Raw genomic sequence first — 13679 nt, 5'->3', positions numbered from 1 at the left:
TTACCCCCTGACCTGACGCGGCATCCTGGGCAGGATAAACCGGGTGGAAGGATTAAGGCGCGGCATGGCGGGATAGCCAGCCGGATTCTGCACGGCGTTGGTATCGTCAAACTGCTCCAGATCCACAAGCTCCAGCGCGCCAGTGGGGCAACCCTGCACGCAGGCGGGCAACAGGCCGGCATCGAGGCGCTCATGGCACATGCTGCATTTTTCCGCATGCTTTTCCGCCTTGTTGAAGCGCGGCGCGCCATAAGGGCAGGAACGGATGCAGTTGGTGCAGCCGATGCAGGTTTCCTTGTGGTGCACGACCACGCCGTCAGGCCGCTTTTCGTACGAAGACGTCGGGCAGGCATCCATACAGGCGGGATGCTCGCAATGGTTGCACGCCAGCGAAAGAAAGGCCCTGTCGTGGTGCGGATAAATGGCCTCGTCCAGCGGATACACCTGCCGCCAGACCATGTCCGGCTCCAGCTGGTTGAAGTTTTTGCAGGCCATGGCGCAAGAGCGGCAGCCAATACACTTATCCATATCCATCAAGAACGCGCGTCTTTTACTCATGCCAAGCCTCCGCTCACCGCAATCACGTCTGCAAACTGATCGTGGATTGCAACACCCGGCGAACCGGTTTTCATGGCCCCCATGTCTGACGAGCAATCGTCCACAAGGTTCTGCACGTTAAAGTCGAGCTTGCGGAACCATGCCTCGTACATGACCAGACAATCCGTAGCCACGTTGGTGCTGAGCCGCGCCCGCAGGCGCACCTCGCCGATGCCGTTGAACACCTTGACCATGGCCATATCCCTGATGCCGCGCTCCTGCGCCGCCTTGGGGTGGATGTAGACATATGGCTCGGGATAGAAATTTTCCATCCAGTCCAGGTTGATAAACTGGGAGTGCAGGCCAAACTGCACATGCGGAGTCAGCAGCCGAAACGGCCCAGAGGCCTTGCGCCCTTCCACAAATTCGGGCAGGGCCTTGAAGCCGTTTTTGGCGCAGAGGTCGGACTTGAACTCGTACTTGCCCGAGGGCGTTTTGAAGGTGCCTTCCGGCCATGCGGCAGAGGATTTGCGCTTGGCCTTGACCGGCCCCTGACGCAGCGCCTCCCAGCTGGGGATGCCAAACAGGTCGTAAATGCCCTTGTTGCATTCCTTCGCCATCCATTCCTTGCCGTCCACTTCCTGCGGGAAGGTACACGACCCGGATTCCTTGCGGTTCATGGCGCGGGAGAGGGCCGCCGCGATTTCGATGTTCGAGCGCGCCTCGTGCATGGGCTTGATGGCCTGTTCGTTAAGCGAAAGCCAGTAGTGCCAGTACGATACGTTGATCGTCCATTCCTCAAAAAGTGTTGTCACCGGCAGCACGATGTCGGAATGACGCACGGTTTCCGTAAAGAACTGCTCTACGGAGACAACCATATCCAGCTTTTTGAAGGCCCGCTCCAGCTTGTTGCGGTCGAAATCCTGCGCAAAGGGATTTTTGCAGGATATCCAGAGCATTTTCAGCTCAGGATCCTTGGCATCCAGAATTTCCTGGGCAATCCTGTTGATGTTCAGGGAGCGGTCGGTGTAGGCGGTCTTTTCCCCGCCGCCAAAGTCAAACTCGCCCTTGGGGCCGCCGCCGCCCACAAAACCCCTGGAGCCTGCGGGGCGCTGCTGCGTCATGGCGTGGTAGTTGAACCCCCAGGTTTGCAGATGCCCGTAGCGAGCGCCGCCGCCCTCAACACCCACGTTGCCTGTCATGGCCACAAAGGCGTCCACGGCGCGCACCATGGCCCCGCCGTTGGTGTGGCGCTGCATACCGTAGCCAATCCACACTGTCGCGGGGTGGGCCGAAGCAAATTCTTCCGTCACTGCGCGGATTTCATGGGCGGGCACGCCAGAAACCTGCGCCGCCCACTCCACGGTGACATTGGCCCGCAGGTAGGCCGCAAATTCGTCAAAGCCCACGGCCCGGTTTTTGACAAAATCCAGATCTACAAGACCAGAATCCAGCAGATGCCGGGCCATGCCGAGCGCAAGCGCCCCATCGCCGCCAGCGCGCACCTGCCAGTACACATCCCCCTTGGCCGCAGTCTGGGTAAAGATGGGGTCAATAACCACCACCTTGGCGCCCTTCTGCCGGGCCTCGTAGATGTACTTCATGGAGTGCATGGAACACCATGCCGGATTTGCGCCCCACACGATGATGTACTTGGCCTTGACCATGTCTTCCGGGTCGTTGCACCACATATCGCCGAAGTCGTAGTTCTGGGCGTCAATGCCCGCAGGCCAGCAGGGCGTGCCCACAAAACGGCTGGTGTAGCCGAGGGAAGACATCATGCCTTCCACACCGTAGTTGGTGATGCCGAAGTTGCCGGAATATTTGGTAAGGCCCAGCCCCAGCAGGTTGCCGTCCTTTTTTTTCAGCTCCAGAATCTTGTCCGAAATCCGGTCCATGGCTTCATCCCAGCTGATTCTGCGCCAGTTGCCCGAGCCACGGCCCTCCTGAATCATGGGATATTTGATGCGGTCAGGGCTGTAGACCCGCCGGGGATAGGAATAGCCCTTTACGCACAAGGCCCCCTGAGTGAAGGAGGATTCCGGCGCGCCCTCCACAAACTGCACGATGCCGTCCTTGACGTAGGTCTTAATGCTGCATGTATCGTAGCAGTTGCGGGGACAGGCGTTGCGAAACACCTGATAGGCCGAGGGGTCAAAGGGTTTTGCCTCGCTGCGCGCAGGCAGGAGCAGCGAACCGGATACGCCGCCAAGCGCGCCCGCAGCCCCGGTCGCCAGCAATCCTTTAAGGAAGCCGCGCCTTTCTTTTGAGCAATCAGATTTATGCATACATACTCCTTTGCGTACAATGACACAGCCAATATTCAAGACAGCGCAGGGCCGCCTGTATTGCGGGCGTGGGCGCGTCCGTCTTGCGTGCCCTTTCCACAAAAGCGGGAAGCCACCGCGCCATGTGCTCATCCACAAGCCAGGCAAGGGCTTCGCGGGCATGGGCGCGCAGGGGGGCGCCACACTCGGGGCGCAACAGCAATGTCAGCATGCCCCAGGCTTCCAGCTCGCAGGCGATGAAGTCGTCCGGCTGACCATCAGGCGCGGCAAGGCCAAGGGCTTGCAATATTTCGCGCATATCTGTTGCGGCATTACCCATAAGCCGGGGTTCCGCCTCCAGATACACCGAGGCATAAGGCGGCGCAGGCACGGCCTGCGGCCCCACAAACAGCCGGTTAAAGGCGTATTCCTCCGCCTGCCAGTTTATGCTGTCGGGCAGGATTTCCACGGGAGCAAAACGCGTGCCCGCCGCAGCCAGCGCGTCAGCATTTGTGCTGCTGAAAAAGTCGCGCAGGGCCTGAGCCAGAGCCTGCATTTCTGATAATGATGGGGACATTCAAGCCTCCGGCAGGATGCCCCAAGCGAGGCATCACGAGCATTTTGATACGTTAGTAAAATGCCCGCTCTGTGTGCAGTGCGCCAGAGTGAATGTTTGGTGAGAGATCGGGTATACAGCTATACCCGATTAATCGGGATTGGGTAGAAAGGGAAAAGCGAAGGAGTGAAGTGAAGAAGCGCCGGGCTACGGATGCAATCCGGCAGAGCCTCAGGCCTGACTGGTAATCAGGTACATGGCAAGCTGTGTATCGTGCCCGCGCACGCCAAGCTTGCGGCGGATGTTTCTGCGGTGGGTCTGCACTGTCTCCGGCGAAATGCGCAGGATGGCGGCAATCTCCTTGGTCGTGCGCCCGGTCTGGATCCACTGGCAGATTTTGAGCTCGGCGAGGGTCAGTTTGCTCAGCCCCTTGTCCTTAACCATCTGCTCCTGCGCGGAGCCTGTGCCGCCAACGATGCGCTCAAGCTGCTCGCGCGCAAGCTCTATTCCCTGTTTACGGGCCGCAGCATCCTGCTCCCTGCCCAGTTCCGCCAGGGCGGGCCACAGGAAGTTGCGCACGTTTTCGGCCAGTTCATCGCTTTGTTGGCAGCGTTCTTCTTCAACATGCCGCAGTACGTTGCGCAGGGTGATGTTCAGCTCTTCAAGACGCTGCTTTTCCTGCTGAAGATCCTGCGTTTGCCGCTGTACGGCGTCCTCGAGCATTTCCCTGTGCAGCACGTGCGGCGTTATGTTGGTCAGCAGGAGCAAAAAGTCGCCGGAGCTTGCCATGCTGAGGTCGCCCAGCGAAGCCATGGAAAGCCGGAACACCAAGCCATTGCCGAAGGGAGATATCTCGACAGTTTGCCCCACCTTGTAGCGGGCGAAGAATGTCTTGGCGTCTGCTTCTTCCAGGCCGAGCGCATCCCAGATGTATTTGCCTTCAAGGTTCTCGCCCGCGTACTGCCGCAAGGAGCGGTTGGCGGTGACTATGCGGCAGGCGGAATCCATGACCAGCACGCCGTCGGACGTGGCGTTGAATATATTTTCAAAACGGCATTTTTCAACGGTCAGCAGGCGGAACAGATCATCCTGATCAAAGGTGCGGGCGCTCTGGGCGGCCTGCATGCAGGTTTCCATCCACACGATTTCAAAAGCCTGGCTGTAAATCTCCACCAGCCGGGCGGCCAGAGCCGCTGCCCGTTCCGTGGCCTCTGGCGAAAGGCGCGGCAAGGCCTCAAGGGCATCCTGCACCGACAGGGTAAACGTCTTGTAGCAGCCCAGAAACATGCTGCCGGTGATGCCCCGCCGCAGATGGCGCAGACCCGAACTTTTCAGCGCATCGGCCCAGCCGTCGGCATTGGTGCGCAGCATCTCGAAGGTGGGCGGGGTGTTGCGGTCGGCATGCCCTTTCACTGCGTCCAGCAGCCCGTCGCAGGAGGTCATGCAGTCTTCCCGCCGGGCAGTGGTAAAGGACAGGTAGCCCGCAGCCTTCATACGTAGTGTCCACTGCCCGAGAAAAACCTCGGCGCAATCGTCAAAGTGGTTTACCGCTCCAAGCGCGCACCGCCACTCCTCGCTGCTCAGGTCAAAAAGACCGGAAGACGGGCTCTGCTCCGCAGGGCGGGATGTATGACTTTGGGAAATCGCTTTTGACATGGCCGCCTTAACGCGCATGGATGCTTGCAAAAGTGCTACGCGGGATTCAGGGCAAAGACAGGTTGTGGGCGTGGAACAGATCGCGGGCATGGGACGGGTGCGGTATGCGCAACGAATAACGGGAACGGCACACTTACAAAAATGTGACGCACAATCACTCTTTCTGTCAAGAGCGTGAAAGGCCAGTGCCCGCGTGACAGATAAAAGGCTTGCAATAAAAGCAGTTATGGGCGCTCCCGCCCGAATGCATGGCAGGAAGGAATGGACATAAGGGCTGCAAATTACACTTACGTGAAATCCGCACCCACAAAGTAGGGAGAGGTTAGGGAGAAAAACAGCCAAGAAACAGAAAAAGGACTCACGCTTGTACTGCGTAAGTCCTTGAAATCTATATGGTGCCGAGGGACAGAATTGAACTGCCGACACGGGGATTTTCAGTCCCCATATGAAACGTCCCTGTCTTTACCGGCTTATACCTAACTATTGATAATTCAGTGAAATAAATTATCGTATTCTTACCACGCTATACTCTTCCCCCCCGCCGCTTACCCTCACAGCGCGGGATAAAGGCGGGATAAAAATAGGCAGGTGTCCTATGGCTGTTATATGGGTTCAGACAAAATTCCCAGGTGTCCGATATCGTGAACACGCTACCCGAAAGCACGGTATCCGTAAAGATCGCTGTTTCACTATCCGATTTAAACAGAAAGGGAAGGAACGTGAAGAAGTAGTCGGATGGAGTTCTGAAGGCGTGACCGAGGAGAGTGCCTATGCACAATTAGCAGAACTGAAACAAAACGCGCGAACAGGCGCTGGCCCAACATCCCTTGCAGAGAAACGTGAATTTGAAAGGTTGGAACGAGAAAAAAAGCTACGGCAAGCAGCGCATGAAGAGCGCACCGCGCTTAACTTATCAGCCTATTGGAAACAATATTACGCTCCTCACGCCAAATTAGAAAAGGCTGCCGAGACATGGAGGCGCGAAGAATCCATGTATAAAACATGGCTCTTGCCATTTTTGGACAAATTCCCCATGAGAGAATTAACTCCTCATGATTTTGACAAAATTCTGGTCAAAATGCGCGAGCAAGGAAGAGCGCCCCGGAGCATACAACTTGTCTTCGCGACCATGCGGGCGGTATGGAACCATGCTTTTGAACGAGGCTTTGTCCAACAAGAATGTCCTGTTCACTCGGTAAAAATTGGCCGCATAAATAATGCACGTACCAGAATATTGTCTCCAGAAGAGGCTACAGCTCTTCTGGAGACAATAAGACGGCTTGATAACAATGCATGGGAGTTTACTCTCGCTTGCCTGCATACGGGCGGTCGACTTGGCGAAGTTGCGCGGCTGACATGGGGAAATATCGATATGGCGAAAGGCTTTCTCACACTCATGCACACTAAATCAGGTAAACCACGCTCAATACCCCTGACAAAAACATTAAAACTTGTGCTAGACAATAAAACCAAAGGCAAATTAGACGAATTAGTTTTCACAAATGCCAATGGTGACCAGTGGAGATCCATGCCTGCAAATTTCCGCAAAGCCATAAAACAACAAGCCTTAAACGAAGGGAGAAACGACAGGCGTGACCTTTTGGTCTTCCATTCTCTGCGCCATAGCGCAGCATCCATGCTGCTGGAGGCCGGAGAACATATTCGAACAATTCAAGAAATTTTTGGATGGTCAACCTTGGCCATGGCACAGCGGTATTTACATCCAACGGATGAAGGCAAAGTCCGTGCTTTAAAAAATCTTGGGCTCTTCCGGGTTTTCCGTGGGTAGCTGATCTGCTAATGTCCTTCCCGGAGGGCACCAATGAAGGATACGGACCTATATTTTCGGATTCTCGGGCTGACCGAGCCCTGGTTTGTTGAGGCTGTTGAACTGGACACGGCGGAAGGTCGGGTAGACATCCGCGTGGAGCATGGTCCTGGTGTTCGCTGGTTTTGCCCTACTTGTGGTCGAGAGCTGGCTTGCCGCGACCATGCCGAGCCTCGTGTCTGGCGCCATCTGGACACGTGCCAGTTCAAGACGTTCCTGCATGCTCGGATTCCCCGAGTGGACTGCCCCGAGCATGGCGTCCTTCAGGTCAACGTGCCTTGGGCCGAGTCCAAGGCACGTTTCACCATATTGATGGAGCGATTGATCATCGACGTGCTGACCGAGTGCGCCACCGTAACAGGAGCGCGGCGCATCCTGCGCATCACCTGGGACGAAGCATGGGGTGTCATGGAAAGGGCGGTGCGCCGGGGCCGGGAGCGCAAGCAATCGAATCCCTCGCGGTATCTTGGCGTTGACGAGAAGGCATTCCGCAAGGGGCACGACTATGTGACCGTGGTTTGTGATCTGATCGGCAGCACGGTGGAGTATGTGGCCGACGAGCGTAAGGCCGAAAGCCTTGAGGGGTACTACCTTCAGTTCACCAAGGCGCAGTTGGAGCGGATCAAGGCCGTGGCCATGGACATGTGGGAGCCCTATTTTAAAGCTACGCTCAAACATGTGCCGGACGCGGCGGGGAAAATCGTTCACGATCGGTTCCACGTCATGAAACACGTAGGCGAGGCTGTGGACCGGGTACGCAAGCAAGAGCACCGCGAACTCACAAGTCAGGATGACCATCGACTCAAGGGCACGAAATTCCTCTGGCTATACCGGGAGGAGAATCTGCCGGACAAACACCGGCCAGCCCTGGAGGCCTTGAAGACAGCGAACCTCAAGGTGGCCAAGGCCTGGGCCATGAAGGAAAGCCTGAACGACGTCTGGAAGTACCTGAGCACGGGATGGGCCAGACGTTTTGTGAAGCGATGGCTGGTCTGGGTGAACAGGTCAGATCTTGCCCCAATGCGCAAAGTGGGCGGACTGATTCAGAGACATCTTGAGAACATCCTGACCTTCTGCCGCCACAGGATCACCAACGGCGTGGCCGAGGGCCTCAACAGCAAGATCATGGCCATCAAGAGGAAGGCTTGCGGTTATAGGAACCGGGAGCATTTCAAGACAGCCATCTACTTCTTCTGTGGCGGTCTAAACCTCTACCCGGCCAGTTCCTGACAGGGGTTACCCACGGAAAACCCGGAAGAACCAAATCTTGAAACAGTCCTAACCAATCCCACAAATTGATGAAATTGGGCCCGTAGAGACTGAACATATCAGCAACTGTCTGATCTAAAAAGTAATTTCAAATTTGATCAATGCAAAATGAGGAATACGCTATGTGCGAGCCAACATCGAAGGCTGACGACTCAACCAAACTGGTGGAAGGCAAATCTGTAGAAGAAAATGTTGAGTATAATGGTTCTTCGTCGTTTGATGTGGAATTGACCGACCTCAATCAGTTTGGATAGCCCTCCTTTAGGAGGACTGCCATGCAAGCTGAAGAAATCTTTGCCTTGGGCCTCGGCCTCACGCCGCCCTGGAAAGTTATGAGCCAACGTCTTGATACCGACCATACGCCAACCAAGCTCCACCTGGAGATCGGTGCCGACCGCGGAGCGCTGTATCCGTGTCCCGAGTGCGGAGCCGCGTGCAAGGCTCACGACTTCAAGGAATTCACGTGGCGGCATCTCAACTTCTTCCAGCATCACTGTTACCTCACAGCCCGACTGCCGAGGATCAATTGCCCGGAACATGGAATCCGACGCGTCGAAGCCCCATGGGCCAGGGAAGGCAGCCGGTTTACCCTGCTTTTTGAGCAGGTTGTCATGAGCCTCGTTCGAGAGATGCCGGTCAATGCCGTAGCGCGTCATGTCGAGGTCACGGATACCCGCCTGTGGCGCATCGTCCATCACTATGTGGCCAAAGCCATCAATGCGCTGAACTTGAAAGACATCAAGGCCATCGGTCTGGATGAGACCGCGTCCAAGCGTGGGCACAATTACATCACCGTCTTCATTGACCTGGATCGTTCCGACAGGCCCGTGATCTTCGCGACTCCAGGTAAGGGCAAGGAATGCCTGACTCAGTTCTGCGCGTTCATTGAAGCCCATGAAGGCTGTCCTGAAAACATCGTCGAGGTAGTTTGCGACATGTCGCCTGCGTTCCTCTCCGCCGTCGAACAGAAGTTCAAGTCTGCCTCGGTGACAGTCGACTGGTTTCATGTCGTCCAACTCTTCACCAAGGCCGTCGATGACGTCAGAAAGCTTGAGGCCAGGCAGTCAAAGCTGCCGGACCACACCCGTTGGGCCGTACTCAAGGGCGCCGAGACAATACGCACGCAGAATCAGGAGAGTGCTCTCCTGGAACTCGTCGAGCAGGGCTTCGCTACCGCCAAGGCCTACCGTGTCAAAGAACTTCTGCGCTGGGTTCGACGGGCCGAATCGAAGCAGGCCGCCAAGTGGCGCATAACCCATTTTCTCAAGCATGCCGCCGAGTACGCGGCCGACTGCCCGCTATTGGAACCCGTGCGCGGAGCATTGGCCAGCTTTGAGAGGCATTTGCCGCGAATCCTTCATCGTTGGCATTCCTTGCACACCAATGCGAGGCTCGAAGGCTTCAATGGCCTGTTCCAGGCGGCAAGGGCCAGGGCCCGAGGATACCGGAACGTGGAGAACTTCATCACCATGGTCTACCTGATTGCGGCCCCGATTCAGGTCGTAGTGGCTTCATGAATTCCACATCAAACGACGAAGAACCAATTTGTTCAACTGCCTTGAGGACTGGCGTGTTGAAATGAAGCTATCAAGTATTTTCCCAGGTTGCCGGAGAAACTTGAACTGGCTGATACGACGATTCTTTGTAGATCAAGCACAGCCAAGGGCCGGGGACGATTCCCCGGCCCTTGCTGTTTTGGACTATGTGCTGTTGACGGTGCGGGCCTGGGATGTGGATGAGGTGACCCCGGCACGCCAACACGCGGCAAGCATCGTGGAGCAGCACTTCCCCGACTTGATAGGGGCTCTGGATGCCATTTTAGTCAAGGTTTACATCCATTGCCCGGATACTGCGGCAGCAGTCGAATATGCTCGACAAATTGCCATATGCGTCAGGCAGTGGGAACCACCTCAGCCAACTGCAACCAGCGAAGGCACGAATAAAAAGGGTCAGGGAGCCACACCAAGGGCGGCAGGGGAAGCTAACGATTCTGCCACACAAATTGACCAGCAATCTGAACCGGTCCAACTGTCGAGTGCTTTACCGCTCAAGGCCTTGTTTCATGCAGAGGCGCAGGATCTCCCCAAGCAACTAGGCGAAATCATGTCGATTGAGCTTGCCAATAGCAGCGCAGAATCCGCTGGTGACGCACTGACCGTGGCTGTGGAAGGCACCCGACATGCAACCCCCTTGCCAGCAGAGCAGAAGCTGCAAGCCCTTCAGGCCAGCATTGCGCTGCGTACTCGCCTTCAGGGCTTTCTGCAGGCGCAAACGCAAAGGCGTTGGAGCATCGGGCGTAGAGGGGATCTGCATGCCAATTCGCTACACCGTCTGCAGGTTGGCAATGCTCGTGTTTTCCAAAAAGAGTCGGTGCAACTGGGCCTCAATACGGCTGTCCATATCATGCTGGACGTAAGCGGCAGCATGGCTGGCGCACCAATTAACCTTGCCAAACGAGCCTGCTTTGCCGTGGCAACTGCCCTGAGCCATATTCGTGGCGTGAACCCAGCGGTTACGGTTTTCCCCGCTACGACGGTCACAAACTCTGTATTCCCAATAATGCGGCATGGGCAGCCGTTGCCTGATAGGTTCGACATTCTGGCTTCTGGCGGAACCCCCTTGGCTGGGGCTTTGTGGTGGGTGCTGCAAAACATGCTGCCTCTCAAAGAACAACGCAAGATGATCTTGGTAATCACTGACGGCATGCCGGACAACCCGCTCGCTGCAAACAATGCCATAGGGGTGGCTCAACAACTCGGTTTTGAAGTTTATGGCCTTGGCATCAGAGATGAGCACATCACGCACCTGCTGCCGCACTCCAGCCGGGTGGTCAACGACTTGCCTGACCTGGTGCCTGCCATGTTTGCCATGCTGCAGGCTGCGTTGCTTAAAGGCGGTGCTGCATGATGGTGCCGCTTGATTTCAGACCTTGGAGCCGAACGGGAATATTTCATTTCTTCTTACTTAACAAAAAACGGCGCATCCAGCGCTGCTAAATGAAAGGAGGGTAAATGAATTATCTTAGCTGGATACCAGTTGTTATAGCTGTGCTTCAAGCCATAAAGGACAATTGGGATGATTAGCTTGTACACGCAAGCAAGAAGGAGCAAGGATATGAGCAGTAAATGGGCATTTATAGGCGGCATAATGGCGGGGATCGCAGGAGTTTTCACAGCGGCAGCGGTGTCGGTGGAATTGGAAAATCGGAGAGACGGCAGATGCAATGCTGAAGAAGAACCGAAAAGGCTGGCCTTGCCTGAAAGCGAAGGCAGGTAAGAATCCGTGTTGATTCTTGGGCAGGGAAACGGGGACTTCCCGCTTCCTTGCCCTTGCTATACTTTTATTTTTTGATTGAAGTATAGGTCAAGTCGCAACATATGCATTCCACAAACGAATTGCAGCAGACTCGCTGACAGACCACTGGAGTGGGCAGTTGCCACATTCACAAGCATAGCGGTAAATATCGTGGGTTCTACCATCCGGCCTTGATGTTTCACGTTGAGGCATTTTGCCGCATTTGATACACGGCCTGAGTGGAGGAAGGTATTCCTTGCTTGTGCTCATGCTGGGAAGATAGCGATTGTCTTGCTTGAACGCAAACCTTGGGGTACTGGCGAAATTTAATAAGAGTTCTTGCCGACTCTAGCGCTTAGATTCTTACCAAACAATACCTCAAATAACCGCTTCATACTCGACGATCGCGGGATAAGAGCGGGATAAAATTTCGGAAATACAAAAAAAGGACCTATGCAGAAAGCATAAGTCCTTGTATTTACTGGTGCCGAGGGACAGAATTGAACTGCCGACACGGGGATTTTCAGTCCCCTGCTCTACCAACTGAGCTACCTCGGCCCATTAGGGCTTGCCGCCAGAGCGTTTGCTCTTTCACAGCGGCTGGAAAAGTCTTCTATCTACTTGCGCTGACTTTGGCAAGCTTTTTTTTAAGAATTTTGTACAACGGCTTGAAATATGGCTTTCTTCCGGCCATACTTTCCCCCGTCAACAGATCAAATCAAGGATTTATCGTGCCTTTTCACAGCCCCATCCCCCCAACCTTGCGGGATCTCGATGCCCTGCGCAACATTGGCGTCAGGCGCGTCATCATGCAGGCCCTTGTTACCGGCGGCGTCACTGGCGCTGTTATCGGCCTGTTTCGCCTTGCTTACGACCACATCAACGCCGCGCTTGTGCACACCATACGCCAGCACGACCTTTATGACCCGGTTACGGCAGCATGGATTTTCGGCGGCCTGGCGATCTTGGCTCTGCTGGCACTGCTGGCCCTGCGCCTTGAACCCCTTGTGAGCGGGAGTGGCATTCCGCAGGTGGAGCTGATGGTGCGCGGGCAGATGCGCATGAACTGGCTGCGCGTGCTGCTGTGCAAGTTTGCCGGAACCCTCGTTTCCCTCAGTGGCGGCCTGTCTGTGGGTCGCGAGGGGCCTTCCATCATGATGGGCGCAGCCGTGGGGGCTGGCGTGGGGCACCTGTGGGGCGAGCGCAGTGGGCAGAGCCTGCCGCGTTACCTTGTGGGGGGCAGCGTTGCCGGGCTTGCCGCCGCCTTTGGTGCGCCAATGGCGGGCATGTTCTTTGCGTTTGAAGAAATGAAAACCATCCTCAGCGCTCCCATGCTGCTGTTTACGGGCGTGTGCGCCCTTGCCGCGTGGTTTGTGGTGCAGGTTTTGCTTGGATTCGGCCTGGTGTTCCCCTTTGCGCAACAGCCCTTTATCCACTGGACGCAGTGGTGGGTCATCCCCTTTGTCGGCATTGCAATGGGCGTTCTGGGCGCTTTTTATAATCTGGTACTGCTGCGGCTCACCCATTGGGCCGATCACACCCCCCTGATGCCCCGCCCCTTGCGCGTGCTCCTGCCCTTCATGCTGGCTGGCGCGCTGCTTTACCTCTGCCCGCAGGTGCTTGTGGGCATTGGCTTCAGCACCTTACAGCTTGAGAGCCTGCCCCTGCCCCTGCTGGGCCTGTTTGGCCTACTGGCGGTAAAGATGGCTTTTTCATGGATAAGCTTTGCCTCCGGCGTTTCCGGCGGCCTGCTGATGCCCGTGCTGCTCATGGGTTCCATTGGCGGGGCATGCATGGCCTCGGGCCTGCAATCTGCCGGAGTTATTAGCCCGGAGCAGACCGCCACTGTGCTGACCCTTGGCATGACAGGCCTTTTTGCCGGTTCTGTGCGCGCGCCGCTGACCGGCGCATTTTTGCTGCTTGAAATGACAGGATCGTTCCATAACATTCCCACGGTGGTGCTCACGGCTTATATTGCCGCCTTCACCGCCAATGCCTTGCGCTCCGAGCCTGTGTACGACAGCCTGCGCGCCCGCTGCCTTGATCTGGCTGGCGCGGCAGCCCCAAGCGACAAAAATGGCAATGATACCGATGCGTCAGGCAGCGCAACACAACTGCAAAAATGAAAGGTCGTGCAAAAGGCGCACGATGCCGCAAAATTTTATCCATATAACTATTCGTTATATTTGAATTTTTAAAAAAATGCTTGCGTTTTGGAATTGGAGTGTCTATGTTCACCAATTGCAAAACCAACCGCGCCCCATGGAGTAGG

At 55.9% G+C, this 13679-nt stretch carries 10 protein-coding genes and 1 tRNA gene; 6 read left to right on the top strand and 5 right to left on the bottom strand.

What is annotated here, in order from left to right; translation table 11 throughout:
• From ACUZ79_RS14140 to ACUZ79_RS14125, 4 genes are all read right to left on the bottom strand, one after another.
• Positions 1-558 carry a 4Fe-4S dicluster domain-containing protein gene (locus tag ACUZ79_RS14140; RefSeq protein WP_022659675.1) on the bottom strand — a complete coding sequence of 186 codons (558 nt, stop codon included), beginning with the start codon at positions 556-558 and terminating at the stop codon, positions 1-3.
• On the bottom strand, positions 555-2825 hold the full coding sequence (locus tag ACUZ79_RS14135; RefSeq protein WP_240825232.1) for a molybdopterin-dependent oxidoreductase: 2271 nt from the start codon (positions 2823-2825) through the stop codon (positions 555-557). Before ACUZ79_RS14135 ends, ACUZ79_RS14140 begins: the two co-directional genes overlap by 4 nt.
• A complete protein-coding gene (locus ACUZ79_RS14130; protein ID WP_449251975.1) occupies positions 2818-3381 on the bottom strand; it encodes a TorD/DmsD family molecular chaperone in 564 nt (187 codons plus the stop codon). Before ACUZ79_RS14130 ends, ACUZ79_RS14135 begins: the two co-directional genes overlap by 8 nt.
• A 210-nt stretch (positions 3382-3591) precedes the next feature.
• The gene (locus ACUZ79_RS14125) at positions 3592-5016 is read right to left on the bottom strand and encodes a LuxR C-terminal-related transcriptional regulator (protein ID WP_449251974.1); all 1425 of its coding nucleotides are present in this window, start codon (positions 5014-5016) and stop codon (positions 3592-3594) included.
• Between the two features lie 595 nt (positions 5017-5611).
• On the opposite strand from ACUZ79_RS14125, the gene ACUZ79_RS14120 reads away from it, so the two are divergent.
• From ACUZ79_RS14120 to ACUZ79_RS14100, 5 genes are all read left to right on the top strand, one after another.
• Positions 5612-6805: a tyrosine-type recombinase/integrase gene (locus ACUZ79_RS14120; protein ID WP_449251973.1), complete on the top strand. Its 1194-nt coding sequence runs from the start codon at positions 5612-5614 to the stop codon at positions 6803-6805.
• Between the two features lie 33 nt (positions 6806-6838).
• Entirely contained in the window at positions 6839-8074 is a 1236-nt protein-coding gene (locus tag ACUZ79_RS14115; protein WP_096152604.1) for an ISL3 family transposase, read from the top strand.
• A 314-nt stretch (positions 8075-8388) separates the two neighbouring features.
• Positions 8389-9630, top strand: a complete 1242-nt coding sequence (locus tag ACUZ79_RS14110; RefSeq protein WP_449250523.1) for an ISL3 family transposase — start codon at positions 8389-8391, stop codon at positions 9628-9630.
• A 100-nt stretch (positions 9631-9730) separates the two neighbouring features.
• On the top strand, positions 9731-11020 hold the full coding sequence (locus ACUZ79_RS14105; protein ID WP_449251972.1) for a cobaltochelatase CobT-related protein: 1290 nt from the start codon (positions 9731-9733) through the stop codon (positions 11018-11020).
• A gap of 207 nt (positions 11021-11227) precedes the next feature.
• Positions 11228-11389, top strand: coding sequence for a hypothetical protein (locus tag ACUZ79_RS14100; protein WP_296966746.1), 162 nt, complete (start codon positions 11228-11230; stop codon positions 11387-11389).
• A gap of 500 nt (positions 11390-11889) precedes the next feature.
• Here the strand turns inward: ACUZ79_RS14100 and ACUZ79_RS14095 are convergent.
• A tRNA-Phe gene (locus ACUZ79_RS14095) sits at positions 11890-11965 on the bottom strand.
• Positions 11966-12138: 173 nt separating this feature from the next.
• Here ACUZ79_RS14095 and ACUZ79_RS14090 point away from each other — a divergent pair.
• Positions 12139-13533 (top strand): ClC family H(+)/Cl(-) exchange transporter, encoded by a 1395-nt coding sequence (locus ACUZ79_RS14090; RefSeq protein ID WP_449251971.1) that lies wholly within the window; start codon positions 12139-12141, stop codon positions 13531-13533.
• Positions 13534-13679: the final 146 nt, after the last annotated feature.

This window comes from Desulfovibrio faecalis, assembly GCF_053570625.1.
This window is presented reverse-complemented; position numbering and strand designations above follow the sequence as displayed.

Coding starts and splice junctions, on each gene's coding strand:
- ACUZ79_RS14140 (WP_022659675.1), bottom strand. CDS start 558: ATGAGTAAAAGACGCGCGTTCTTGATGGATATGGATAAGTGTATTGGC.
- ACUZ79_RS14135 (WP_240825232.1), bottom strand. CDS start 2,825: ATGCATAAATCTGATTGCTCAAAAGAAAGGCGCGGCTTCCTTAAAGGA.
- ACUZ79_RS14130 (WP_449251975.1), bottom strand. CDS start 3,381: ATGTCCCCATCATTATCAGAAATGCAGGCTCTGGCTCAGGCCCTGCGC.
- ACUZ79_RS14125 (WP_449251974.1), bottom strand. CDS start 5,016: ATGTCAAAAGCGATTTCCCAAAGTCATACATCCCGCCCTGCGGAGCAG.
- ACUZ79_RS14120 (WP_449251973.1), top strand. CDS start 5,612: ATGGCTGTTATATGGGTTCAGACAAAATTCCCAGGTGTCCGATATCGT.
- ACUZ79_RS14115 (WP_096152604.1), top strand. CDS start 6,839: ATGAAGGATACGGACCTATATTTTCGGATTCTCGGGCTGACCGAGCCC.
- ACUZ79_RS14110 (WP_449250523.1), top strand. CDS start 8,389: ATGCAAGCTGAAGAAATCTTTGCCTTGGGCCTCGGCCTCACGCCGCCC.
- ACUZ79_RS14100 (WP_296966746.1), top strand. CDS start 11,228: ATGAGCAGTAAATGGGCATTTATAGGCGGCATAATGGCGGGGATCGCA.